This window comes from Kribbella sp. NPDC023855, from assembly GCF_040639475.1.
Taxonomy (GTDB): domain Bacteria; phylum Actinomycetota; class Actinomycetes; order Propionibacteriales; family Kribbellaceae; genus Kribbella.
This window is the reverse complement of the sequence record NZ_JBFAAA010000004.1, coordinates 460,218-485,681: the sequence shown is the minus strand read 5'-3', so window position 1 is coordinate 485,681 and position 25,464 is coordinate 460,218. Positions and strand designations below refer to the sequence as shown.

Annotated in this window: 20 protein-coding genes; 9 read left to right on the top strand and 11 right to left on the bottom strand. The window is 68.8% G+C overall.

Features of this window, described 5'->3' with window-relative positions; translation table 11 throughout:
- The first annotated feature begins 37 nt into the window (after positions 1–37).
- The 3 genes from AB0F51_RS17500 (at position 38) to AB0F51_RS17490 (ending at position 2,703) form a co-directional block, all read left to right on the top strand.
- Positions 38–715 (top strand): TetR/AcrR family transcriptional regulator, encoded by a 678-nt coding sequence (locus tag AB0F51_RS17500; protein WP_360280929.1) that lies wholly within the window; start codon positions 38–40, stop codon positions 713–715.
- 59 nt (positions 716–774) lie between these two features.
- Positions 775–1,140, top strand: coding sequence for a hypothetical protein (locus AB0F51_RS17495; RefSeq protein WP_360280927.1), 366 nt, complete (start codon positions 775–777; stop codon positions 1,138–1,140).
- Positions 1,141–1,266: 126 nt separating this feature from the next.
- Positions 1,267–2,703 (top strand): alkaline phosphatase PhoX, encoded by a 1,437-nt coding sequence (locus tag AB0F51_RS17490; RefSeq protein WP_360280925.1) that lies wholly within the window; start codon positions 1,267–1,269, stop codon positions 2,701–2,703.
- Between the two features lie 2 nt (positions 2,704–2,705).
- On the opposite strand, the gene AB0F51_RS17485 is transcribed toward AB0F51_RS17490, so the two are convergent.
- The 5 genes from AB0F51_RS17485 to AB0F51_RS17465 all read right to left on the bottom strand — a co-directional run bounded on the left by AB0F51_RS17485 (position 2,706) and on the right by AB0F51_RS17465 (position 9,080).
- Positions 2,706–3,452: a class I SAM-dependent methyltransferase gene (locus AB0F51_RS17485; RefSeq protein WP_360280923.1), complete on the bottom strand. Its 747-nt coding sequence runs from the start codon at positions 3,450–3,452 to the stop codon at positions 2,706–2,708.
- The gene (locus AB0F51_RS17480) at positions 3,449–4,681 is read right to left on the bottom strand and encodes an MFS transporter (protein WP_360280921.1); all 1,233 of its coding nucleotides are present in this window, start codon (positions 4,679–4,681) and stop codon (positions 3,449–3,451) included. Before AB0F51_RS17480 ends, AB0F51_RS17485 begins: the two co-directional genes overlap by 4 nt.
- A complete protein-coding gene (locus AB0F51_RS17475; protein ID WP_360280919.1) occupies positions 4,659–5,606 on the bottom strand; it encodes an alanine racemase in 948 nt (315 codons plus the stop codon). Before AB0F51_RS17475 ends, AB0F51_RS17480 begins: the two co-directional genes overlap by 23 nt.
- A 211-nt stretch (positions 5,607–5,817) precedes the next feature.
- Positions 5,818–8,382, bottom strand: coding sequence for a DUF4153 domain-containing protein (locus AB0F51_RS17470; protein WP_360280916.1), 2,565 nt, complete (start codon positions 8,380–8,382; stop codon positions 5,818–5,820).
- Positions 8,379–9,080 (bottom strand): response regulator transcription factor, encoded by a 702-nt coding sequence (locus AB0F51_RS17465; protein ID WP_360280913.1) that lies wholly within the window; start codon positions 9,078–9,080, stop codon positions 8,379–8,381. The genes AB0F51_RS17470 and AB0F51_RS17465 overlap by 4 nt, the downstream gene beginning before the upstream one ends.
- A 200-nt stretch (positions 9,081–9,280) precedes the next feature.
- Between AB0F51_RS17465 and AB0F51_RS17460 the strand changes: the two genes are divergently transcribed.
- From AB0F51_RS17460 to AB0F51_RS17445, 4 genes are all read left to right on the top strand, one after another.
- Positions 9,281–10,600, top strand: coding sequence for an alpha-lytic protease prodomain-containing protein (locus AB0F51_RS17460; protein ID WP_360280910.1), 1,320 nt, complete (start codon positions 9,281–9,283; stop codon positions 10,598–10,600).
- On the top strand, positions 10,600–11,457 hold the full coding sequence (locus AB0F51_RS17455; protein WP_360280907.1) for a lytic polysaccharide monooxygenase: 858 nt from the start codon (positions 10,600–10,602) through the stop codon (positions 11,455–11,457). Before AB0F51_RS17460 ends, AB0F51_RS17455 begins: the two co-directional genes overlap by 1 nt.
- A gap of 70 nt (positions 11,458–11,527) precedes the next feature.
- On the top strand, positions 11,528–12,517 hold the full coding sequence (locus AB0F51_RS17450; protein WP_360280904.1) for a LysR family transcriptional regulator: 990 nt from the start codon (positions 11,528–11,530) through the stop codon (positions 12,515–12,517).
- Between the two features lie 166 nt (positions 12,518–12,683).
- Positions 12,684–14,318 (top strand): M4 family metallopeptidase, encoded by a 1,635-nt coding sequence (locus tag AB0F51_RS17445; RefSeq protein ID WP_360280901.1) that lies wholly within the window; start codon positions 12,684–12,686, stop codon positions 14,316–14,318.
- 95 nt (positions 14,319–14,413) lie between these two features.
- On the opposite strand, the gene AB0F51_RS17440 is transcribed toward AB0F51_RS17445, so the two are convergent.
- From AB0F51_RS17440 to AB0F51_RS17425, 4 genes are all read right to left on the bottom strand, one after another.
- The gene (locus AB0F51_RS17440; protein WP_360280898.1) at positions 14,414–16,795 is read right to left on the bottom strand and encodes a glycoside hydrolase family 65 protein; all 2,382 of its coding nucleotides are present in this window, start codon (positions 16,793–16,795) and stop codon (positions 14,414–14,416) included.
- A gap of 64 nt (positions 16,796–16,859) precedes the next feature.
- Positions 16,860–17,624: a beta-phosphoglucomutase family hydrolase gene (locus tag AB0F51_RS17435; RefSeq protein ID WP_360280895.1), complete on the bottom strand. Its 765-nt coding sequence runs from the start codon at positions 17,622–17,624 to the stop codon at positions 16,860–16,862.
- Between the two features lie 64 nt (positions 17,625–17,688).
- Positions 17,689–17,955: a hypothetical protein gene (locus AB0F51_RS17430; protein WP_360280893.1), complete on the bottom strand. Its 267-nt coding sequence runs from the start codon at positions 17,953–17,955 to the stop codon at positions 17,689–17,691.
- Positions 17,952–20,012: a transglycosylase domain-containing protein gene (locus AB0F51_RS17425; protein ID WP_360280890.1), complete on the bottom strand. Its 2,061-nt coding sequence runs from the start codon at positions 20,010–20,012 to the stop codon at positions 17,952–17,954. Before AB0F51_RS17425 ends, AB0F51_RS17430 begins: the two co-directional genes overlap by 4 nt.
- Positions 20,013–20,138: 126 nt before the next feature.
- Between AB0F51_RS17425 and AB0F51_RS17420 the strand changes: the two genes are divergently transcribed.
- Entirely contained in the window at positions 20,139–21,851 is a 1,713-nt protein-coding gene (locus AB0F51_RS17420) for a glycoside hydrolase family 9 protein (RefSeq protein ID WP_360280888.1), read from the top strand.
- An 11-nt stretch (positions 21,852–21,862) separates the two neighbouring features.
- On the opposite strand, the gene AB0F51_RS17415 is transcribed toward AB0F51_RS17420, so the two are convergent.
- Together AB0F51_RS17415 and AB0F51_RS17410 are read right to left on the bottom strand one after the other, a co-directional pair.
- Positions 21,863–23,011, bottom strand: a complete 1,149-nt coding sequence (locus AB0F51_RS17415; RefSeq protein WP_360280885.1) for an acyl-CoA desaturase — start codon at positions 23,009–23,011, stop codon at positions 21,863–21,865.
- Between the two features lie 14 nt (positions 23,012–23,025).
- Complete coding sequence (locus AB0F51_RS17410; RefSeq protein ID WP_360280882.1) at positions 23,026–24,120, bottom strand: ferredoxin reductase; 1,095 nt, start codon at positions 24,118–24,120, stop codon at positions 23,026–23,028.
- An 84-nt stretch (positions 24,121–24,204) separates the two neighbouring features.
- Here AB0F51_RS17410 and AB0F51_RS17405 point away from each other — a divergent pair, with 84 nt between their 5' ends.
- Complete coding sequence (locus AB0F51_RS17405) at positions 24,205–25,464, top strand: helix-turn-helix domain-containing protein (protein ID WP_360280880.1); 1,260 nt, start codon at positions 24,205–24,207, stop codon at positions 25,462–25,464.

Genomic DNA, 25,464 nt, shown 5'->3' with positions numbered 1-25,464 from the left:
GCAACGTTCCGGCCGTCGAGTGCAGGATGATGGGACGATGCCTCGACCACCCGCTTCGCAGACCCGTACCGGCAGGCCGCCGGTGACGTCGCGCGCGCAGATCCTGGCCGGTGCGCGCCGGCTCATCGACCGGGACGGCTGGGAGCGGCTGTCGATCCGCCAGCTGGCCGCCGAGCTCGGTATCGGGCCGACCACGCTCTACCACCATGTGCGGGACAAGGAAGATCTGCTGCTCCTGCTGATCACCGAGTACGCCGACCAGATCCCGCACCCGGAGCTGCCCGCCGAGCCGCGGGACCGCATCATCCTGGCGGCGACCGCGATCCACGACGCGCTCGCGGCCTGGCCCTGGGCCGCGGAGGTGCTCGCCGTCGACGGGTTCATCGCCCGGATCGGCAAGTCGGCCCTCTGGTTCGTCGAGGTGATCCTGGCCGGTGCCGTCGACGCCGGCTGCACTCGCGAGGAAGCCATCCGGCTCTTCCGCGGGCTCTGGTACTACACGGTCGGCGAGATCCTGGTCCGCGCCCGCTCCCGCCGCGAACAGGTCGACTACACCAGCAGCGATGGCCTGTTCGAAGACCGCGACATGGCCGGCCTCCCCCAGCTGGCATCCGTCAAGGACCTGTGGGGTCCGGTGGCCGCCGCCGACAACTTCCCGCAGGGTCTCGAAGCTTTCGTCGACGGCCTGCTGCTTCAGGCCACCAGGAAGTCCTGACCGACCCGTTACCGAATACTGCCTGGCGGCTCGGCGCCGGCAAGCGCATCATCGGCTGTATGGGCCGGTTCAACGTGGTCGTACGGGTGCACTGCGGCTTTCCTCCGTCAGCCGCTGAGCTGCACAAGCTGCGCCGCGCCGCCCGCCGCCTGCCCAGGCCGCTGCGATTGCGCTCGGTGTTGTTCTTCGTCGAAGGCGACGAGGAGGTCGTACTCCGAACGCACGGCCTGCCCAGCACAATGGCGATCCAACAGGTACGCCTAGCCCTCCCGATGCTCGGCCTCCGCAGAGACGCAGTACGCCGCATCGACGTAGTCCAGGTCCACGTACTCCCGTCCCACCGAACCACCATCGCAACCTGGCTCCCCCGCGACCGCGCGAATCGCTCCCGATTCGAGAACCGCCGCTCGCTCACCCGTCCCTGACGCGGGCAGCAGGAAAGGGCGCATCAGCCCGCGGTGATCCGGCACGGGGTGTTCAGGTGGTGTTCGCCGCGGGGTCGTCGGGCGGGGGGACGATCGGGCCGAACCCCTGTCTGAAGGAGCACCACCATGTCTCTCGATCGCCGTTCCGTACTTCGTGGTGCCGCCGTCGGCGCCACGGGTGTGGGTTTCGCCGCCGTCGGCGCGGTTCCCTCGCTCGCCGAGGCGACCCCCAACCCGCAGCGCGGGCCGTACCCGACCCACCGCCCGTTCCCGCCGCTGATGGACGACCCCAACGGCATCCTGGCGTTGCCGCCGGGCTTCAAGTACACGGTCGTCACCCGCGCCGGCGAGACCAAGCTGAAGACCGGCGAGCCCACGCCGGGAGCGCACGACGGAATGGCCGTCTTCGGCACCGGCAAGCACTACACGCTGATCCAGAACCACGAGATCGGCAGCAACAACGCGCTGGGCGTTCCGCAGGTCCCGGGCACCGTCTACGACCCGGGCGTCGGCGCGGCCGGCGGCTGCACCGTCATCTCCGTCGACCGTGACGGCACCAACCACGGCGAGTGGGTCGCCATCTCCGGCACGCTCACCAACTGCGCCGGCGGCCACACTCCGTGGGGCACTTGGCTCACCTGCGAAGAGACCGAGAACAAGGCCAACGGCACCACCCGGCTCAAGGACCACGGCTACGTCTTCGAGGTCTGGGACGACGGCAAGACCTCACACCCGGTGCCGCTCAAGGCCCTCGGCCGGTACGCGCACGAAGCCCTCGCCGTGGACCGGGACCAGGCGCACATCTACCTGTCCGAGGACGCGTCCGGCCCCAACGGCCTGTTCTACCGCTGGCGCGCACCGGCCGGTTACCGGCTCGGCAAGCGGAGCTGGCAGGACCTGACCGACGCCGGCTTCGGCACCCTCGAGGCGATGGCCATCCTCGGTGACGACGGCAAGCCGATCCCGGACGTGGCCTACCTGACCTCGGCCCAGCTGCTCCGCCCGTTCCGGGTCGCGTGGGTGCCGGTGCCCGCCCGGGACGCGGTCTCGGTGTCCTGCCGCAAGCAGTTCACCGACGGACAGGTGACCCGCGGCAAGAAGTTCGAGGGCGTCTACGGCACCGACGACGGCGTGTACGTCGTCAACTCCTACGCCAACTCCGGTACGACGGACCTGCCGGCCGACGCGGTCCCGCACGACGGCATGGTCTGGTTCTACAACTACAAGACCCAGACCATCCAGCTCGTCACCTACTTCCCGTCCAGCGCCGCCGCCGACCAGGGCGCGGACGCGAAGTACCAGGACTTCAACTTCGACGGGCCGGACAACGTGACCGTCACGCCCTGGGGTTCGCTCATCCTCGCCGAGGACGGCAACGCCAGCAGCCACGTGCTGAGCTCCACCCCGGGCGGCCCGACGTACGCGATCGCCCGCAACATGCTCAACGACTCCGAGTTCTGCGGCCCGGCCTTCTCCGCGGACGGCAAAGTCCTGTTCGTCAACATCCAGTCGCCGGGCCTGACGCTGGCCATCACCGGCCCCTGGCGCGACTACCTCGGCTGACCTCAGGGTTTGCGCGAGACGACGAACAGGTGCGGGAGCGTCTCGGGTACCTCGTCGAGCGGCGTCAGCAGGTCGTCCTGGGCGGCCAGATAGCTGTCGACCCAACCGGCTTCGGCCAGCTCCTTCAGGAGCTGGTCGACCGGTACGACGATGTTCGTCATCGTGGTCTCGAACCGGTCGTAGCGGCCGTCCTCGGCCTGGACCACACCGGAGATGCGGTAGAAGCCGACGCCCAGCGGCTCGTTCAGCGCGCCCCGGAACAGCAGCATCGCCTCGTCGGTCTCGCGAATCTGCACCGTGTTCATCCCACGCAACCCCGCGACCGTGGCGATGTCGAACACGAACAGGCCACCCGGCAGGACCGCTTGATACACACAGCCGAGGTACGCCGCGATGTGCTCCAGATCCGGCAGGTGGTTCGGGATGTCGTACGTCGACACCGCCACGGGGAACTGCGCGTCGACGGTGAAGTCAGCCGCATCTCCCTCGATCAGTACTGCGTCGTCGCCAAGGCGCGCCCGAGCCCGAGCGAGCATGGCTGAAGACTTGTCCAGGCCCGTCACGGCGTACCCGGCCCGCTGAAGGTGATCGGCCACGATGCCGGTGCCGCAGCCGATGTCCAGCACGGCCCGGGCGTCGGGTGCGGCGCTCTGCATCAGCTTCAGCAGCGAGGCCGCGGACTTGGTCGGATACGGGTGCCAGAACTGGTCGTAGGCCTGGGCGAATCCTTCGACGTATCCCTCGTTCATGGGCGGACTCCAAGGTCTTCTCGGGGTTGGTGATACCGGACTGCCGGCTGGGCGAGCGCGCCGGCCGCGGCGAGGACGATCAGTCCGCCGAAGAGCAGCAGCCCTGCCGCCGGACCGAGCTCGGCGGCGGCCAAGCCCGCGACCACTGCGCCAACGGGCTTCAACGACAGGGAAACCAGGTACTCGTACGAACTGACTCGCGACAGCGCGCTGGCCGGCACTTCGGTCTGCATGGTGGTGTCCCACAGAACGCCGAAGATGTCCGTCGCGACGCCCGCGCAGACGGCGGCAAGCACGATGACCGGCAAAGGTGCACGGAAGCCCAGAGCGAGCAGCGGCAATGCGAGCAAGGGCGCGAACAGGACAGCTGTCGGCAGCGGCCGCCGCGGCTTGAACCTGATCGCCACCACGACGCCGGCCAACATGCCGACCGAGTAGCCGGCCAACACCAACGACCAAGCCAACGCGCCACCGAGTCGATCCTTGGCAAGCGCTGGACCGAGAACACCAAATGCCGCAGTGGACGCCGCATTGATCACCGCGGCGGCAGCGACGGTAGTCCACAACCAGGATCTGCTCGAGAACTCATGCCAGCCAGTGCGCAGATCACCCAACAGATCACGCCTTCCGGAGCTGGCCGAGCCTGGCAGTCGGAGCACACTCAGGAGGCCGGCTGCGACGAAGTAGGTCGCGGCGTCGACGATCAGCGCCGCCCCTGGGCCGAGCCAGGCGACAACTGCTCCCGCGGCGACCACACCGGCGATGCGCGCCGAGTTGGTACCGAGTCTGAGTTGACCGTTGGCGCGCTGCAGCGAGTCGGCCGGCACGAGGTCGGCAACAGTGCCGGTGAGCGACGGCAACAGCAGCGCGGAGGCCGCGCCCGCGACAAAGGCGGCCGCGCACAGCAAGACGATCGGCGCGTGACCGGTGAGCAACATCGTCGCCAGTCCCGCATAGGCCAACCCCGAGACCAACTCGGCAACCACCAGCACCCGGTTGCGCGGAAACCTGTCCCCGACGACGCCACCCAGGAGCATCAAGGCCAGCTGTGGAACGCCTTGCGCGGCGAGGACCAGGCCGAGGGTGGCGGCCGTTGCGCCGGGCAGTGAGAGAACTCCGAACGCGAGGGCGATCGGGCCGAAGGCGCTGCCGAGCACCGACACCGTCCGGGCACTGAGAAAGATCCAGAACCGCCGCGGCACCCGCCTACTCGCGATCCGGTCGGCCACTCGGCAGCCACTGATCGACCACCGCGCCGCCGTCGACCACGGTGACCTCGACCTTGCTGCGCATGAGGTTCACGGCCAACGGGCAGACATGGCCGGGGAGCAGCCGGCCGTCCACGGGCACCGACACCGACTCCGGATCCCAGGGCTGGCCGCAGTCGACCAGCAGATCCGCGCGATCGCCGTCCACGCTGATCGCGACCTCCGCGAGCTCGCAAGCGCCTGCCGCGGCGAGCCCCGCATCCAGAGTTGCGTACGCGCCCGCGACGATCTCGGTGATGCCGTCGACTTCCAGGGCTCCCGGAGCAGTCGGCGTACCGCCGACACTCACCACCGGGCAGTCGATCCCCTCCGCACGGATCGACTCCGCGACGGCGACCACGTCTTCGGCGTGACGCCTTCCCAGTAACGCGAAATCCTTGATGTCCTCGGCAGTCTCGGGTCCGCGATAGCCGGTCACCCCATCCAGCCGCACCCCGGCCGTGGCCTCGGCCAACCGGGCCAACTTCAGTACGTCGTCCGCCGGCGTGTGCCGCAGATCGATCCGTACGCCGATCTGAATCCCGTCGGCCTGAGCGACTCGCCCGAGACCAGTGATCACGTCCGCATCGTCAACGTGGACAGCGAAACGCTCGAGTTCGTGGGCGGCGCCGACGTACAACGGCCAACGCCACGCCTCGCGCCAGGGCCACGCCAGCACGACGTCGGTGACGCCGGCGGCTGCGAGGTCGCGCGCTGCCTGTGCGCTGTGGACCGCAACTCCCACCGCGCCGGCCGCCACCTGCCGGGCCGCCAGCTCGGTGGTGCGATGTGCCTTCAAATGCGCTCTGGTCACGCAACTGGCGTCAGCGACCTGCTGATGAAAGCGCTTGATGTTCCGATCGAGCTGTCGGGCATCGAGCAGCACAGGCACAGGTAGGGCAGTCATCGGTCCTCACACGAGCGGGCTCGTCGACGGGCGCCCGGGGCCGGAGCGCCGGGCGCGCGCCTCACATCGGTGGTCAGCTCTCCACTGGCGGATCGATACAGCGCATGACGCCCACCTCCCTGTGATCCTGTCGGAGCACCGGAGTCTAGGTCAGCGATCAGCCGCCCGGAACCCCGAGATCGCGGCAAAAACTGAGCAATTCAAGAGCAGATCAGCGGCGAGTCTCGGCCGGACAGACGGCCGTGGCGCGCTCCGGGCGAGACGTCAGGATGGGCTCGGCACGGTGCCGGCCGACGTTGAACTCCAGCCAGTCGTCGCTCTTGATGTCGTACCGCTTGAGCGCACAGTTGGCAGCGTCGTCCGGCAGCTTGGCCAGCACCGGGACGGCATCGTCCGAGAGAGTCTGCAGGAAATACCAATCGACCTGGCCGGTTTCGGTGTAGCGGTCGATGTTGTGCTTGGCGATCCAGGCGTCCGGGTTGATCGCCGCGATCCCGAACAGGAGGGCGGCCCCGCTGAGCAGGGCGGCGCGGGGAAGCCAAGCAGCCTTGAGCGTCACGCCTGCCACCATCACGCCGAGCACCAGCAGTCCCAGCCAGCCTTCGAAAACGTCGACCAGCAAGCGAAGCTGGGTGAAGCCGTAGGCCTCTTGGTAGAGGTGCATCCGGTAGAGCGCGGACGCGACCACCACCAGCGTCAGCAGACAGAGCAGGCCGAGTGAGCCGCGCAACCAGGTCACGTCGGCGGACGTAGTACGGGGCGCTTTGCGTGCTGCTGCCCAGACCACCAGCAGGGTTAGTGCGGTGGCGACGGTGAGTTGGCCGAAGCCTTGGTGGACGTACTCCGCGTAAGTCAGCCCGGTGACGCGTTCGAGGTATTCGTGACCGCCGAAGCTGGCGGTGGCCTGTGCGGCAAGGAAAACCAGGAAGACGGCGTCCACGATGAGCACCGGCGCGAGCCATTCGTAGCGACGCGCGACCGGACGCACCACACCGTTCCCGGTCTCGACCTTCGGCGGGTTCAGGGCGAGGTACGTCGCGGCCAGCACCACTCCCCCGACTGCGATGGTCACGAAAGTCCTGAGCACAAAGGAATCCAGCTGCAGGTCCGGCACGATCGCGCCCGCCCACTTGGCGAACAGTGCGTCAGCGGAAGCAAACAGGAGTCCGAAGACGAGAAGGCCGAGCAGTGACCAGATGACTGTTCGCAGGGCGGCCGCACTCGTCCGCAGGCTGCTGACTGCTTGCACCGAACGCCCCAGCCACGGAAGTCCGCGCAAGCCGGCCAGCGGCAGCGAGATGGCGGCCAGCACGAAGGCAGGCGTGCTCCGGCCGTTGACCAGCCCGGCAACGCAAACCACCCCACCGGCCAGCAGGCAAAGGATCACGATCCATTCCGCGTCCCGGACGAAAGCCGTCAACGACAGCAACGCGCACAAGACGGCGCAGGCCTGGGTGAAGCGGGATTTCCGGTTGGCGCTGAAGTAGAGGATCACGCCACCCGCGGCCAGCAGCACGACGGACGTCCCGACGCCGAGATCGCGGAAGGGCAGGATGATGCCGGCCAGCACACCGACCGCCAGGCTGTAGAGGACTGCGCGGACGTTCCCTGGGATCCGGGCATCGGGCCAGAACCTGCCGAACAGGATGTCCATCCCCGACTCGGGGACGGGACGCGCCGGGGGTATTGGCGCTGTGGAAGGTACGGGACTGTTGACCGGTTGGGTCATCACGGGCTCCTTGGTCTTGCTGGGCAGAAGATTCGGGCGCTGTCCTGGTTCGCGCGGAAGGTCCACGCGCACCCGCGCGCCGGTACTGCGGGGTTCCGGTTCGACGAAGTGGATGGTGCCGCCGTGCAGGTCGGTGACCCAGCGGGCGATGGCCAGGCCCAGGCCGGTACCGCCACCGCCGTCGGTCTCCGACAGTGTTCCGAAGCGCTCGAAGACACGGTCCCGGTCCGCGGCCGGGATGCCTGGCCCCTCGTCGGTGACCTCCAGCCGCCAACCGTCGGGCGTCTCCATCGCGGTCAGACGGACGACGCCACCGGCTGGGCTGTGCCGCGACGCGTTGTCCAGCAGGTTGGCCACCAACTGGTGAAGTCGCGAGCGGTCGGCCGGGACCGTCAACGTGGGTGGCGTGACGCGGACGTCGTACCGGACTTCCCGGCGGGACACCTTCGCCTCGGCCACCGCGCGTTGCAGCAACTCCTCGACGGGCACTTGAGTGGTGGACAACTCGGCCTTGCCGGCATCCACCCGGGCGAGGTCGAGCAGGTCGGAGGCGAGCGCGGCAAGCCGTTCGGCTTGGTCGAGTGCCGTCCGCAGGGCAACAGGATCCGGCTCGGCCACCCCGTCCACGAGGTTCTCCAGTACTGCGCACAGCGCGGCCAGCGGTGTTCGCAGTTCGTGGCTGACGTTCGCCACCAGCTCGCGTCGCTGGCGATCCACGGCGGCGAGGTCCTCGGCCATCCGGTTGAAGGCCCGGGCGAGCTCACCGACCTCGTCGCTCGAGGTCGCGGTGACGCGGACGGAGTAGTTGCCCCGCGCCATCCCGCGCGCGGCGGCGGTCATCTCGCGCAAGGGTGACGTCATCCCGGCCGCCAGCAATTGCGTGACGCCGAGTGCGAGGGCGACCGTCACCGGGACGGTGAGCCAGAACGGCACACTGCCCACCGCGCCGGTCGCCGCCAGGATCGAGGCCAGCGTGACACTGACCGCGACCAGCAGGCCGAGCTTGACCTTGACCGACCTGACCGTGTTGAGCACCGGGCTGCTCATGCGGCACCACCGGTCTCCAGCGCATAACCGACCCCGTGCACCGTGCGCACTCGCTCCGCACCGATCTTGGCGCGCAACGCCTTCACATGGCTGTCGACCGTGCGAGTCCCCGAGGCACCCGGCCAGCCCCAGACTTCGGCGTACAGGTTCTCTCTGGTCAGGACGACGCCGGGGCTGGCCGCGAGGCAGGCGAGCAGGTCGAACTCCGTCGGAGTCAGGTGGACCTCGGTGTCCGCGACCCACACCCGCCTCGACGCCGAGTCGACCCGCAGGTCGCCCAGGTCGGCCGTCGTCGTGCGGGTGGCCAGCTCTGCCGCCCGCTCGACCCGGCGCAGTAGAGCGCCGACGCGAGCCACCAGCTCCCGCATCCGGAAGGGCTTGGTCAGATAGTCGTCCGCTCCGACCCCGAGGCCGACCAGGATGTCCGCCTCGTCGTCGCGAGCGGTCAGCATCAGCACCGGGACGGGCCGGGCCGCCTGGATCCGGCGGCACACCTCGTGACCGTCGAACCCGGGCAGCATCACGTCCAGCACGACCAGATCGGGTGCCGTCTCCGTGAACTGCTCGACCGCCCCTGGCCCGTCCCACGCCTGGACCACCTCGTACCCCGAACCGCGCAACCGGTCGGTCACCGCCTGGTTGATCACCGGCTCGTCCTCGACCACGAGAATCCGCGCGCCCGCTGCATTGACTGGCATGCTGCGAGCCTAGGAGTCCGCTCGGTCAGGTTTGGCGGACGACTCGTGAAGGTTTTGTGCAGGTCCGCGCTCAATCGTCTCGAACCGGCCGGTTGAGCAGCGCGGTATGACCCAGCTGAGATGTGCCGGGCGGGGGTGCCCGGTCGTTACGGTCCGATTCAACAATCCGTAGCTGGACCGCCCCCTGGCAGGAGTTGCCGATGTCCCGAAAGATCGCCGCCCTCGCGGCCGCCGTATCCGCAGCAGGTTTGGTGGCCGCCGTCACGCTCAGCCCACTCATCCCCAGCAACGCGGCGCAGTACCAGGAAGGGGCCGCCGCACAGGACCCGATGCTGAGCGCGCTCGCCCGAGACCTGCGGATCAGCCCCGACGAGGCTCGTACCCGGCTGGCCCGGGAACACCAGGCCGCCGAGGTCGAGGGCTTCCTGCGCACCAGCCTCGGTACTGCGTTCGGCGGCGCCTGGCTCGACCGCGACGCGAGCACACTCACCGTCGGCATCACCGATGCGGCCCGAGCCGGACTGGTCCGTGCCGCCGGCGCCGTCCCCAAGGCTGTACCGCGCAGCCTGACCCAGCTCGAAGCACTCAAGAACCGCTTGGACAGCAAGGCCTCCAAGGCTCCCAAGACGGTGCCCGGCTGGTACGTCGACGTCACCACGAACCAGCTCGTCATGCTGACCAAGCCCGGCAAAACCCAACAGGCCAAGGCGTTTGCCAAGGCCAGCGGGGTCGACGCGGCGACAGTCCGCTTCGTCACCTCCACCGAAAGCCCGAAGCCACTGATCGACATCATCGGCGGGAACGCCTACTACATCGGCAGCGGCACCCGGTGCTCGGTCGGCTTCGCGGTCACCGGCGGCTTCGTGACGGCCGGCCACTGTGGCCGAGTCGGAGCGACCACCACGCAGCCCAGCGGGACGTTTGCCGGATCGAGCTTTCCGGGCAACGACTACGCCTGGGTGAGAGTGGCCGCCGGCAACACACCACAGCCACTGGTCAACCGGTACCCCGGCACCGTGCCGGTAGCCGGCTCGACCGAAGCCGCGGTGGGCTCGTCGGTCTGCCGGTCAGGTTCCACCACCGGCTGGCGCTGCGGCACCATCCAGCAGAAGAACGCGTCGGTGACCTACCCCGAAGGCACCATCACCGGCCTGACCCGGACCAACGCCTGCGCCGAACCGGGTGACTCCGGCGGTTCCTGGCTGACCGGTGACCAGGCGCAAGGTGTGACGTCGGGCGGATCCGGCAACTGCACCTCCGGCGGCGTCATCTACTTCCAGCCGGTGAACGAGATCCTCAGCGCATACAGCCTGACGCTGACCGTCACTGGCGGAAACCCGCCAACCACGCCTCCTCCCACCACTCCCCCGCCGGGCGGCACCACCTGGCAGGCCGGTACGACGTACGCGACCGGCGCCACCGTCACCTACAGCGGCCAGCGCTACCGCTGCCTGCAAGGCCACACAGCCCAGACCGGCTGGGAACCCCCGAACGTCCCGGCTCTGTGGACCACGGCCTGATGACACGCAAGAAGACCGTCCTGATCAGTTCAGCCACCGCGATCGTCGTCGGCGCCTCCTGTCTGTTCGCCGCCTCGGCGCTCGGGCACGGCTCGATGCAGAGCCCGGCGAGCCGCACTTACACCTGCTTCCTCGAAGGCGCGGAGTCCCCCGACTCCGCGGCGTGCAAGGCGGCGATCGCACTCGGTGGGACCCAGGCGGTCTACGACTGGAACGAGGTCAATATCGCCAACGCGGGCGGCCGGCACCGCGAACTGATCCCGGACGGCAAGCTGTGCAGTGCCAACCGCTCGAAGTACCAGGGTTTTGATCTGGCCCGGGCGGACTGGCCGGCGACCACGCTGCCTTCGGGCGGCAGCCACACCTTCAGCTATCGGGCGACGGCGGCTCATCGTGGGTCGTTCGAGTTGTACCTCACGCGGCCGGGGTTCAACCCGGCGCAGCCGTTGCGGTGGGCGGACCTGGAGCTGTTCCATCGGGCTACCGATCCGCCGCTGACCAACGGCGCTTACCAGATGAATGCAGTGCTGCCGGTCCGGAGTGGACGGCATCTCGTCTACTCGATCTGGCAGCGCTCCGACAGTCAGGAGGCCTTCTACACCTGCTCCGACGTGACCTTCGGAACCACACCCACACCCACTCCGACACCCACTCCGACGGTCACGCCAACTCCGACCCCGACCCCGACTCCGACAGCCACTCCGACCAATCCCACGCCGGCCTGGGCAGCCGGCACCGCCTATCCGGCCGCGACGCTCGCCTCCTACAACGGCCGGACCTACCGCTGCCTGCAGGGCCACACGGCTCAACCAGGCTGGGAACCACCGAACGTCCCAGCGCTGTGGCAAGTCCTGTGAAGCAGTACTGACGCGGCCGGAGGCCGATCGGACTCTTCCTGATCGGCCTCCGGTTGCCTACCTTGCTGCCATGGAGCTGGAACTAAGACATCTGCGCATCGTCTGTGCAGTGGCAGATGCGGGCTCCATCACCAAAGCTGCCGGAAACCTGGGCCTGGCCCAGCCGGCCCTCACCGCCCAACTCCAGCGCATCGAGCGGGTGCTCGGTGGGGTGTTGTTCGAACGCGACCGGACCGGCATCCGGCCCACTCCGCTCGGCGAGCTCGTCCTCGCCAGAGCCAGGCTGCTCCTTCCCGCCGTCTCCGGGCTGCAGGAGGAAGCAGCTCGGTTCAGCAACAGCAACGGGCGGATCGGCGAAGCCCCGGCGAGTCTGACCGTGGGCTCGGCGACCGGCCACCTGCTCGGCCGGCTCCTCCATCATCTGACCGCGGTCTACCCCGGGATGCGGGTGACCACGCAGGTCTCCTGGTCTGCCGACGAACTCGCGGCGATGGTCGCCGACGGACGGATCGACTACACCATCGTGGGCGTCTGCGGCGACGCGCCACCGCCGGCCCAGCCCGGCCTGACCTGGCGGGTGCTCGGCACCGATCCTGTCTTCGTCCTACTCGCGGCTGACCATCCACTGGCCGGCTCTCCAGCCGTCGACCTCGCGCAGCTCGCCACCGAGCAATGGGGCGCGACCCCCGGCGACGGCTGCTTCGCCGACTGCTTCGCCGCCGCCTGTGGCCGAGCGGGCTTCACCCCCAGCACCCTGTACGAAACCGATGTGGTGAGCTGCATCGACATGGTCGAATCCGGTGACGCGGTGGTGCTCTGCCAGCCGGTGTTCCGCGAGATGCCCGGTGTGGTCGCCGTACCGATCGAAGGGGTGCCGCTGAAGTGGCGGCATCTGATCGGGTGGCATCCCGACGGACCCGCCGCCGGGCTGGCGAATCAGGTGATCGAACTCGCCGGGCTGGCCTATCTCGATTCCATCGCGCGCAGCCCGCGCTACACCGACTGGCTGGCCGGCCATCCGCAGTACGGGGCCGAGGTCGCCACCACAGTCCGGAGCTGATTGTCAACGACTGGTCACCCTCTGCTCTCACGCCGGAGGCCGGCAGGGCCGAAGGCTTCCCCTTGTTCTGTGTCCTCGCACCCCAACCGAGGGTGACGATTGCTTGCCGCGATTCCGGCCAGTTCGTCACGGTACTTCTCACACCGCCCCCGTGAGGAGTACGAACGTGAGAGTTCAGAAACCCCGGATCGCCCAGCGCAGCCGCCGCGCCGTCCAGTTGTCCGCAGTCACCGGCCTGACCGCCGCCTTGATCGCCGGCACCCTGGCCAGCAGCAGCTTTGCCGCCGGAGCGTCCGCACCGACCGATGTGGCCAGTCCGCCCGACGCCACCGCCGTCGCCGTCGCAGCCGCCGATCGCGCGGTCAACGCCGGAGTCGGCACGTTGCGCAAGGGCAGCCAGGAGAAGTACACCCGCCTCGGCGTCTTCGAGGGAGGCGACGCCGACACCCAGGACCTGTTCTACGTCTCCTACAACAAGACGTATCAGGGCCTGCAGGTCGTCGGTGGCGACGCCGTCGTCTCCACGGATGCCGCCGGCAACGTCCTCACCACGCTTGCCGCCTCGCAGGCGACCATCTCGGTCGGTACGACGCCGAAACTCACGCCCGCGCAGGCGACCGCCTCGGCGCGCAAGGCCTTCACCACCGTGACCGGCACCGGTACGCCGAAGCTCGTCGTCCTGGTCGTGGGCCAGCCCAAACCCGTCCTGGCCTGGGAGGTTCCGGTCGCGGGCAAGGCCAAGCACGCCGCCCACGACCACGGCAACAACTCCACCCAGGAGCTCGTGTACGTCGACGCGACCACCGCCAAGGTCGCCCACACCGCCGAGCAGACCGCCTCCGGCACCGGCCGCGGCATCTGGAACGGCACCGGTCTGACCTTCGGTACGACGTCGTCCGGCGGCTCCTACCGGATGACCGACCCGGCCCGCCCGAGCCTGTCCTGTATCGACTACAGCACCAACGCGGTGATGACGGACGCCGACAACGTCTGGGGCAGCGCCAGCAAGACCGACAAGGTCTCCGGGTGTGTCGACGTCATGTACGTCGCCGCCGGCGAGTGGGACCTGCTCAAGACCTGGTACGGCCGCAACGGTCTCGACGGCCGGGGCAACTGGGCCGACGCCGAGGTCGGGCTGCCGGACGTCAACGCGTACTGGAACCACTCCAGCAACATCGGTGGCGTCGTCTTCGGCCGCAACAACCTCAACTACTGGATCACCGGTACCGACGTGGTGGCCCACGAGTACGGCCACGGACTGGACGCCAAGACGCCGAGCGGCATCTCCGGCTACCCGAGCCAGGAGTCGGTCGCCGACATCTGGGGCGCACTGACCGAGCACTACCTGAACAACCCGAACGACAAGCCGGACTACGAGGTCGGCGAGCTGATCAACCTGGTCGGCAACGGCCCGATCCGCTACATGTACAACCCGTCGAAGGTCTCCGGCCACCCGAACTGCTACTCGACCAGCCTGCCCTCGTCGGTGCACGCCGCGGCCGGGCCGATGAACCACTGGTTCTACTTGCTTGCCGAAGGCACCAACCCCACCAACGGCCAGCCGGTGAGCCCGACCTGCAACAGCAGCACGCTGACCGGGATCGGCATCAAGGAGGCCGGCCGGATCTTCTACAACGCGATGATGCTCAAGACGTCCGGGATGAGCTACCCCAAGTGGCGCATCGCCACCCTGAACGCCGCCAAGAACCTGGACCCGACGTGTGCGAAGTACAACAAGGTGAAGGCCGCCTGGAACGCCGTCAGCCTCGGCGCCCAGCCCGGTGAGCCCACCTGCAGCTGATCCTGCCTGAGCTGGGCCCACCTGAGCCGGGCCCAGCTCGAGCTGAACACAGCGGTCTCCTCGCGCCGCCCCTGCGAGGAGACCGCTGTGGTGTGTCAGCTGTCCGGGTGGTGGATGCTCGTGGTGTTGCCGAGCGCCGACATCGGTTCGCGCCCGGCCGGCTGGGTCGGGCGGTCCAGCATCGGCTCACGCTTGACCAGCGACCGCGTCACCGACTTGTCGGCGGTCACCTCGATCGGCTCACCCACATGGGCGACGGTCAAGGACGCGTCCGGCCCGTCGTGGACGGAGTACGTCACCTGGTCCTGGGTGATCTCCACCCGCAGCCGGACGCCGCGCCAGCGGACGGAGAACGCCAGCCGGGACAGCCCGGGCGGCAGCGCCGGGTTGAAGCAGAGCCCGGACTCACGCTCGCGAAGCCCGCCGAAGCCACCGACGAGGGCGCTCCAGGCACCGGCCAGCGAAGCCATGTGCAGTCCGTCGCCGGTGTTGTGGTGGAGATCCAGCAGGTCGATCAGCGCGGCCTCGTAGGCGTAGTCGTAGGCGAGGTCGAGATGCCCGACCTCGGCCGCCGTCACCGCCTGCACGCAGGCCGACAAGGACGAGTCGCGAACCGTGATCCGCTCGTAGTAGTTGACGTTGCGGGCCTTCTGCTCCGGGGTGAACTCGTCACCGCACCAGTACATCGCCAGCATCAGGTCCGCCTGCTTGACGACCTGCTTGCGGTACAGCTCGAAGTACGGCGCGTGCATCATCAGCGGGTACTTGTCCCGGTATTCCTCGAAGTCCCACTCCGCGTAGTCGGTGAAGCCCTCCGACTGCGGATGTACGCCGAGCTCCTCGTCGTACGGGATGTGGACGGCGGCGGCAGCGTCCCGCCAGCGCGCCTCCTCCTCGGTGTCGACGCCCAGCTTGCGGGCGTGGTCGGGGAAGCGGGTGGCGAAGCCGGCGGCCAGGCGGAGGTTTCGCGCGGCCATCAGGTTGGTGAAAACGTTGTCGTCGGCAACGGCGCTGTACTCGTCGGGGCCGGTCACGCCCGGCAGGTGCCACTTCCCGTGCCGGTCGTGATGCCCGAGTGACATCCACAACCGGGCCGTCTCGACCAGCAACTCCAGGCCGCAGTCCTTGATGAAGGCGTCATCACCGGTGGCTAGGTGGTACCGCCCGACTGCCGCGGCGATATCGGCGTTGATGTGGAAGGCGGCCGTGCCGGCCGGCCAGTACCCCGAACACTCCTGCCCGCGGATCGTGCGCCAGGGAAAGGCCGCACCTTTCAGGCCGAGCACCGCCGCGCGTTCCTTCGCCAGGCCGAGGATGGAGTGCCGCCAGCGCAACGCGTCGGCGGCCGCGTGCGGCATGGTGAAGGTCAACGTCGGCAGCACGAATCCCTCGGTGTCCCAGAAGGTGTGCCCGTCGTACCCCGCGCCGGTCAGCCCCTTGGACGGAATGGCTCGCCGTTCGGCGCGCGCACCCGCCTGCAGGACGTGGAACAACGCGAACCGGACCGCCTGCTGCAGTTCCGGATTGCCTTCGACCTCTACGTCGGCCGCGTCCCAGAAGTCGTCCAGGTACTCGCGCTGCTGCTCGACCAGACCGTCCCAGCCGGAGAACTGCGCCCCGGCCAGCGCGGCCGAGACCTGGTCGCTGATGGCCGTCTCCGAGCGCAGACTGGACCAGCCGTACGCCAGGAACTTCACCACGCGCAGGGTCTGTCCCGGCTCCAGCTCGGTGATGATCGTGTGCCGCGCCCAGTCCTCCCGGACGTCGACATCCTCCTCGGTCCGGACCGGGCACTCGACCTGGTGCGACATCCCCGCGGCCATCAGCTGGTCGCTCGAGCAGGTGCGGTGAACGAGCACGACCTCCTCGGCATCGCTGTCCTGCGACACCGCCTTGAGCGGATTCTCCAGTACTGCGGACACGCGCGGGTCGGCCGACAACTCCGGCTGGGTCTCGTTGGCGACCAGCTCGGACTGGACCACCAGGCGGACCGGCTGGTCGACCTCGACGACGTACTCGATCGCGGCCACCGCGCGCTGGGTCAGCGAGACGAGTCGCCGGGACCGCACCTTGACCCGCTTGCCCGCGGGTGAGGTCCAGTCGACCTTGCGCTGCAGGATCCCGGCGCGGAAGTCGAGGCAGCGCTCGTGCGAGTGCAGTTCGCCGTACCGGACGTCGAACGGCGAGTCGTCCACGAGCAGCCGGATCAGCTTGCCGTTGGTGACGTCGACGAGGGTCTGGCCCTCTTCGGGGTAGCCGTAGCCGGCTTCGGCGTACGGGAGTGGACGCTCCTCGTAGAAGGAGTTCAGATAGGTGCCGGGGATCGCGTACGGCTCGCCCTCGTCGAGGTTGCCGCGCAGGCCGATGTGTCCGTTGGACAGGGCGAACAAGGACTCGGCCTGGGCCAGCTTGTCCAGCGGCAGCTCGGTCTCCCGCAACTGCCAGGGCTCGATCGGATGCGGCCCACGATCGATCATGCCTGCTGCCCTTCGTGGTCGGGGGTGTCACTCATCGCTGCGGCCCTTCGCTGCGGGCGATCGCTCATCGCTGCGGCCCATCGGGGGTGGGGGTGTCGATCAGGTCGGCCAGGTCGGTGACGACGATGTCGGCTCCGTGCGCCTTCAGTTGCACGGCCTGCCCGACCCGGTCGACGCCGACCACGAACCCGAAGGCACCCGCCCGGCCCGCTTCCACCCCGGCCAGCGCATCCTCGAAGACGACCGCCTCGGATGGCTGTACGCCGCACCACGCCGCCCCTTGCAGGAACGTGTCCGGTGCCGGCTTCCCCCGCAACCCCTGCTCCCGGATCGTCAACCCGTCGATCCGGTGCTCCACCAGCTCGGCCAGACCGGTCACCCGGAGCACCTCGCCGGTGTTCGCGCTCGACGACACCACGACCCGCCGCAGCCCCGCGTCCCGGGCCGCCTGGAGATAGCGCCTCGACCCTTCGAACACCCGGACGCCGTCGTCGCGGATGCGGCGTAGTACGGCGACGTTCTTCTGGTTGCCGAGCCCGTTGATCGTCTGGGTGCCCGGCGGATCGTCGGGATGCCCCTCCGGCAGCGTGATACCCCGGGACAGCAGCAGGTCGCGGACGCCGTCGGGCCGCGGCTTGCCGTCGACATGGGCGTCGTACTCCGCGTGCGCGTCGAACGGCACGAAGGGAGTGCCCGTCCTGACGGCCAGGTCGCGCAGGAAGTCGTCGAACATCTCTTTCCACGCGGCCGCGTGCACCGCCGCGGTGTCGGTCAGCACGCCGTCGAGGTCGAACAGACAGGCGCGTATCTGACCAGGCAGTCCCAACATCACTCGCCCTCCGATCGGCGACATGGCTCACTGTCACCGTAGCGGGTGTCCGGTCAGGCCCAGGTCAAAACATGCACAGGAACGGAGCGCGGCCGCCGCCGGAGTGGTAGTTGTACCGGTTGCCGTTCGCCTCCAGCACCGTGCGGGTGCCGTTGACCAGGGCCTGGGTGTAGAACATTCCGGGCTCAGGGCAACCGAGGCTGCCGTCGGGCCAGGTCACCTCGGTCGAACTGACCACTGTCACCTCGGCGGGCTCGATGCCGAGACGGGCGGCGAGATCCGCTGTGGCCTGCGCGATCGGGTCCAGGTCCGGCGTACCGGGCGTTGTCACTCGGGCTTCGGCTCCTTCGGCTTCTTCGGCTCGGTCGGTTTGCCGACCATCGTCGGGCTCGGCGGGACGAAGCGCTCCAGCGGCATGCCCTGGAGCGCACCCATCATCGCGGTCTGCCACAGCGGGCCCGCGGTACCGGAGCCGGTCGGGTCGGAGATGTCCTTGCCGTCGAGGGTGTGCCGGTACATCAGGTTCGTGTACGGCAGGGTCGCGTCCGCCACGACCGCGGCGGCGGCCAGGTTCGGCGCGTAACCGGCGTACCAGACGGCCTTGTTGTCCTGGATGGTGCCGGTCTTGCCGGCCAGGTCCCAGTTGCCGAAGTTCAGCCGTCCGCCGGTGCCGCCTGGCTCCATCACCGCGCTGAGAACCCGGTTGACGCCGTCGGCCACGGCCGGCGGGATCGCCTGTTCGCAGCTGACCTTCGGAGTGTCGATCAGCCGCCGCGCGTTGTCGTGGACCGAGACGAACAGCAGCGGGCGGCAGTACTTGCCGCGGGCGGCGAAGGTGGCGTACGCGTTCGAGAGCATCAGCGGCGTGGTGTACCCGACGCCCAGCGTGAACGACACCACCTGGTCGAGCGGTTTGAGCGACTGCGCGTTGTACATGCCGAGCTTGCCGGCGATGGTGGCCGGCGCACACAGTCCGGTCTGCTGGGACAGCTGCAGGAAGTACGTGTTGGTGGAGTACCGCGCTGCCTCGACCATGGTGAGGTCGCCGCTCTTGGTGGAGTTCTTCGGCTTGTAGTCCGGGTCGCGGGTCCAGCCCTTGCAGGTCCGGAACGGCTTGTTGCTGAGGTCGATCTGCTGCGGCGAGTTGATCCGGTGGCTCATCGGCAGGCCGCGCTGCAGGGCCGCGGCGAGCACGAACGCCTTCATCGTGGAGCCGTTCTGGAAGCCGCCGTAGCCGCCGGGGTACGACTTCTCCACGTTGTAGTTGTACGCCGTCTGGTACCGGCCGTTCCCGTACTGCCGGCTCTGCACCATCGCCTTCACCACCCCGGTGCCCGGTTCGACGACGGTGATGGCCGCGATCGCGGTGTCCGTGCGCTTGGTGTGCTCCTTGATCGACGCCTGCGCGGCCGCCTGGATCCTCGGGTCGAGCGTGGTCCGGATGGTCAGCCCGCCGGTCTTCAGGCGGTGCTCGCGATCCTTGACGGTGCGCCCGAGCGCGGGGTTGTCGAGCAGCTTGGAGACGACGTACTCGCAGTAGAACGGGTACCGCGAGCTGGCGCAGCCGTTCGGGACCTTGCGCATCCGGCTCAGGTCGATCGGGCTCTTGATCGCCGCGTTGGCCTGCGCGGCGGTGATCACGCCCAGCTCCTGCAGGCGCCGCAGTACGAGATCGCGCCGCTCCTTGGAGCGCTGCAGGTTGTTGGTCGGGTCGTAACCGGTCGGGTTCTTCACCAGCCCCGCCAGCAGCGCGGCCTGCGGGAGGTTGAGGTCCTTGGCCGAGATCCGGAAGTAGTGCTGAGCAGCAGCCTGTACGCCGTACGCCCCGTCGCCGAAGTTCACCAGGTTGAGATAGCGCTCCAGGATCTGGTCCTTGGAGAGCTGGGACTCGACGGCGATCGCGTAGCGCAGCTCGGTCAGCTTGCGCTGGTAGGAGACCGCGGTGGCCCGCTGCCGCTCCTCGGCGGTGTTCGCCTTCTCGACCAGACTCAGCTTGACGTACTGCTGGGTGATACTCGATCCGCCCTGCTGGACCTCGCCCTCGCTCTGGTTGCGCAGCATCGCGCGCAGCGTGCCCTTGGCGTCCAGCGCGCCGTGGTCGTAGAAGCGCGAGTCCTCGATCCCGACCATCGCCTTGCGCATGATCGAGCTGACCTGGTCGAGCCGGACCGGGACCCGGTTCTGCTCGTACAGCGTGGTGATCAGGCTGCCGTCCGCCGCGAGCACCCGGCTGCGAACCGCCAGCGGCTCGGTCTGGAGCTCCTTCGGCAGGTTCGCCATCGTGGCCGCGAGGTCCTCGGTCCCGCTGCCGGCGAACCCGGCGAACGGGACCACCAGCCCAGCCGCGAGCGCACCGGCGAGGACACTGACGCCGACAAACTTGATCATCGACTGGGTCGCAGTGCGTAAGCCCACTCTGGCTGGACGCATAGTTCAAGGCTAAGCGCCACGGTGCTCACGAGCACCCACCAGGAGTGTCACAGTTCCTGAAACTCTTCGCAGTAAGGTCATCCGGTGCGGCCACTTGACGAGACGACGCCCGGCGTACTGGTCTGCCACCTCGGTTATGGCAGCGACGCGACGAAAGCCGCGATCGCCGTCGTACCGGATCGTCCCTTCACGGCGGAGCTGCACGGCCCCTCGGGAGTGTCGGTACTACGGCCCGGCCCGGTCGAGCGGGTGCCTGGATGGAGCGGCGGGCCGTGGTCCCGGATCCCGCTGCCGGAGCTGCTTGCCGAAGGCACCTACCGGGTCCGGGTGGCCGGCGACGGGGTCGACGTGTGGTCGGAGCCGTTCGTGGTCGGTCCGGAGCGGCTCCAGCGGCAGACCATGTCCGACGTACTGGCCTACTTCAAGGCGATGAGGTCGAGCGGCGAGATCGACCGCAAGGACCGGGCGGCGCGGTTGTGGGGCGACACGTCGGGGGCGACTGTGGATGCGCGGGGTGGGTGGCTGGACGCGAGCGGGGACACCAGCAAATTCCTGTCGCATCTGACCTACACGTCGGCGATGAGCCCGCAGCAGATCCCGCTGTGCGCCTGGGCGATGATGGCGGCACGCGACGAGCTCGCGGCGTACCGGCCGGCTCTCGTGCCGGTCCTGGGCGCCCGGCTGCGCGACGAGGCGCTGTGGGGTGCCGACTTCCTGACCCGGTTCCGCTCCCCCGAGGGCTATTTCTACACAGGCATCTTCGACGCCCTCACCAAGCGCCTGGAGGAGCGATACATCACCGCCCCTCTCCAAAATTCCGTCCGCACCCCCCGCTACCAGGCGGCCTACCGCCACGGCGCCGGCCTAGCAATAGCCGCCTTAGCCCGAGCCTCCACCCTCGAAGACGACGGCGACCACCCCCGAGCCACCTACCTAACCGCAGCCCACGAGGCCTTCACCCACCTAGAACAACACAACCCCACCTACCTCTTCGACCACACCGAAAACCTCCTCGACGACTACACAGCCCTCCTAGCCACCACAGAATTAACAGCCGCGGAGGCAGCGGTCAGCTCCGCCGCGGCGGAGGCGGCGCGGCGGCGGGCATCTTCAGTGATCGGGCGGTATGAGCGCCCCGGTGACGGACCTGGGTGGTTTCGGGTGGATGGGGCAGGGCGGCCGTTTTTTCATGCTGTGGAGCCTGGGTTGCCGGTTATTGCGTTGTTGCGGTTTGCGGAGGTGTTGCCTGGGGCGCCTGAGGCTGGGGCGGCTCGGGAGATTGCGGTGCGGGTGATGGTTGATGTGGTGGAGCGGACTGCGGGGGTGGTTAATCCGTTTGGGTATCCGCGGGGGCTCGTTCAGCCGCTGGGCGGGGAGCCTCGGGAAGGGTTTTTCTTTCCGCATGCCAACGAGACCGGGTACTGGTGGCAAGGGGAGAATGCGGCGATCGCTTCGCTCTCGGCTGCGGCTAGTGCCTGTGCGCGGCTCGACGGGCTCAGCGACGACACCAGAGCGCGCCTGCGCGTCTTCGCCGACGACCAGCTCGCCTGGATCGCCGGGCGCAACCCGTTCGACTCCTCCATGCTCCAGGGCCGCGGTCGCAACAACGCCGACTACTCCTCCGACTTCCCCAACCTGCCCGGTGGGATCGTCAACGGCGTCACCTCAGGGTGGGCCGACGAGCAGGATCTTGCGTTCCTGCCCGCCGACGCCCCCGCAGGTGACGCCTGGCGCTGGGCCGAGCAGTGGATCCCGCACACCGGCTGGTTCCTGCTCGCCGTCGCCGCCGCGCACTGACCAGCCAGTGGTCAGCCAGCAGTGAGGGGACGCTGCTGTGAGCCGGTGAGCGCACCCCGGACCTTCGAGCCGAAGTCGTTCGGCAGCGACAGCCGGAAGACCTTCGCCCACGCCGACGCGACCTGCTTCGGCAGCGGCCCGGTCGTGTACTGCAGCCCGAACTCGTCGAACAGCGCCTGCACCTTCGGTGCGATCTCCTGGTACCGGTTGCTCGGCAGGTCGGGGAACAGGTGGTGCTCGATCTGGTACGACAGGTTGCCGGTCATGATGTGCATCGCGCGGCCGCCGCTGATGTTGGCCGAGCCGAGCATCTGCCGCAGGTACCACTCGCCGCGCGTCTCGCCCTCGATCGACTTCTTCTCGAAGGTCTGCACGCCCTCGGGGAAGTGACCGCACATGATCACCGAGTGCGCCCACACGTTGCGCACGATGTTGGCGGTGAAGTTGGCGGCCAGCGTGTGCACGGCGGACGGACCCGACAGCAGCGGGTGCACGACGTAGTCCTTCGTCATCTGCCCGCGGATCTTCTTGAACACCTGCTTGGCGCGCGCCTTGAACTCCGGGTCCTTGCGCCGCTTCTTGGTGGCCAGGTTCTTGCCGAGCTCCAGGTCGTACGCCGCGATGCCGTACTCGAAGAACATCGCGTTGATGAAGTTCCACAGCGGCTGGGCCAGGTAGGCCGGGTACCACTTCTGGTCCTCGTCCACCCGCATGATGCCGTAGCCGAGGTCGTTGTCCTTGCCGACCACGTTGGTGTAGGTGTGGTGCAGCTCGTTGTGCGAGTGCTTCCACTGCTCCGACGGCGAAGCATGGTCCCACTCCCACTTGGTCGAGTGGATCTTCGGGTCACGCATCCAGTCCCACTGGCCGTGCATGACGTTGTGGCCGATCTCCATGTTCTCCAGGATCTTGGCCACCGACAGTCCCGCCGTACCGACGATCCAGGCCGGCGGGAACAGCGACAGCAGCAGCACCGCCCGGCTGGACAGCTCGAGCTTGCGCTGCACGCTGATGACCTTGCGGATGTACGCCGCGTCCGACGCGCCGCGGGCGGCGATCACCTCGGCCCGGATCGCGTCGAGCCTGCGGCCGATCTCTTCGATGTCGTCGGCGCTCAGGTGAGCGATCGGGTTGTCGGTCTTCTTCTGCAGAACGGTCATATGAGTCTCTTTCCTCAGCAGTCGATGTCGCACGCGCCGGCCGCGGCCGAGATGCAGGTTTGGATGAGTACCCCGTCGCCCGGTGCGGCAGTCGTCACGTCGCCGGAGCGCAGGTCACGCACGGAGCCCGAGCGCAGCGGCAGCACGCACGAGAAGCAGATCCCCATCCGGCAGCCGGACGGCATCAGTACGCCGTTCTGCTCGCCCGCGTCGAGGATCGGGGTGGTGCCGTCGAGCTCGACCACGGTTCCGGTGCCGGTGAAGCGGACGGTGCCGCCCTCACCCGGCTCGGCCAGCGCGGTCCGGAAGCGCTCGGTGTGCAGGCCGGCCAACTCCAGCGCCGCCCACTGCTCTTCGAGCGCGTCCAGAAGACCGGCCGGCCCACAGGCCCAGGTCTCCCGCTCGGCCAGATCCGGTACTACGTCCGCCAGCGCCGCGACGTCGAGCCGGCCCTGCGTGTCGGTGTGCTGTTCGACCAGTCGCAATCGGCCGTCGTCGGCGAACCGGCGCAGTTCGTCGCCGAAGATCACGTCGTCGGCACAGGCCGCGGAGTGCACCAGGACGACGTCGTCGAGCCGGTCGAGGCCGGACCGCAGCATGCCCATGACGGGCGTGATGCCGCTGCCGCCGGTGACGAACAGGACCTTGCGAGGCGCCGGGTCCGGAAGCACGAAGTCTCCGACCGCCTGGTCCAGGTGGACCAATTGGCCCGGTCGCAGCTCCTGGGCGAGGTGTGCGCTCACCAGGCCGTCCGGCACGGCTTTGGCCGTGATGGTGAGCAGTTCGCTGCCCGGCGCGGAGGTCAACGAGTAGGAACGCCACAGCCGGATGCCGTCGACCTCGAGCCCGATCCGGACGTACTGTCCCGGCTGGTGCCCGCGCCAGGCGGCGCCGGGCCGCAGTACGACGGTCACCGCGTCGGCGGTCTCGGGGCGGACCTCGACGACCCGGGCGCGCAGGTCGGCGCCGGCCCGCAAGGGGCGGAACATGTCGAGGTACTCGGCTGGGTCGAGCGGATGGGTGGCAGCCGCCGCGACTCGCCAGAGCCGGTCACGCAGCCGCCCCCGCATGGTGGCTGGGGCTCCCGTGTCGGACGCAAACGTGGTCATAGGTACCAGCATCCTCGGCGCACGGTGTAGTTTCATGACCGCCAGCGGTGAATCTGTTCCGCGATCTTGTTCGGAGGGAACAACATGGCCGAGATCGACCCCGCCCGGCACGCCAGCCGGACCGCCCGCGGCGCCGCCGAGCTCGAGCTGGGCGAGGCCGCCGTCGACCTGTTGCGCTCCCGGTTGCGGGACATCGCCGGGCTGACCGTGACCGCGATCATCGTCGAAGTGCCCGCCTACACCAACGCGCTCGCGGGCCCGATGGGCGCCAAGATCGAGGGTGCCGTCCAGCTCGCCCTCGGCGGATTCCTCCGGCTGGCGAGCAGCGGGGATCCCGGTACGCCGCTCGCTCCCGCTCTCGAAGGCGCCTATGTGCTCGGCCGCGGCGAGGCTCGCAGCGGCCGGAGCATGGACGCTCTCCTCGCCGCCTACCGAGTCGGTGCCCGGGTGGCCTGGCGAGAGCTGTCCCGTACTGCGGTCGAGGCCGGTCTCTCCGCCGACACACTGGCCAAGTTCGCCGAATTGGTCTTCGCCTACATCGACGAACTGTCCGCCGCCAGCGTGTCCGGCCACACCGACGAGCTGGCGACAACGGGCCGCGTCAGAGAGCGCTATCTCCAGGAACTCGGCCGCGGTCTCCTGCAGGGCGACTCCCCCGAGCAACTGATCGGCCGGGCGGAGCTGGCCGACTGGGAGCCACCACGCACCCTGACCGCGGTGATCCTGCCCAGCGCGCATGTCCGCGGAATCCTCGGCGCCCTCGATCCGCGGACGCTGCGCCCCGAGGCCGACCTCACTCCAGGCGATGCCGACGAGTCCTACGCCGACGACCAGGACGCGTCGGAGGTGGCCGTGCTGCTGGTTCCCGATGCCGACGGGTCAGCGCGGACCGCTCTGCTGCGGAACATGCGCGGCTACCAGGCCTACGTCGGCCCGACCCAACCCTGGACGGCCGTGCGTACGTCGTACCTGCGGGCCTTGCGGGCGCGGCAGTTGCGGCTGACCGCCGAGCCCGATGCGCCGGTCGACACCGAGCGGCACCTGACCACCTTCGTGGTGACGTCCGACCAGGCGGCGCTCGACGATCTCCGCAGGCAGGTGCTCGCGCCGTTCGAAGCGGTCCGCCCGGCCACGGCCGAGCGCCTGGCGGAGACCCTGCGCGAATGGCTACTCCACCTCGGCCGCCGCGACGAGGTCGCCGCGGCCCTCCACGTCCACCCGCAGACCGTCCGCTACCGCATGGGCCAGATCCGGGACCTCTACGGCCCGCGCCTGGAGGACCCCCAAACAGTCCTGGCTCTGACCATCGCCCTGGCTCACTCCGGCGGCCAACCGCCGGAGTGA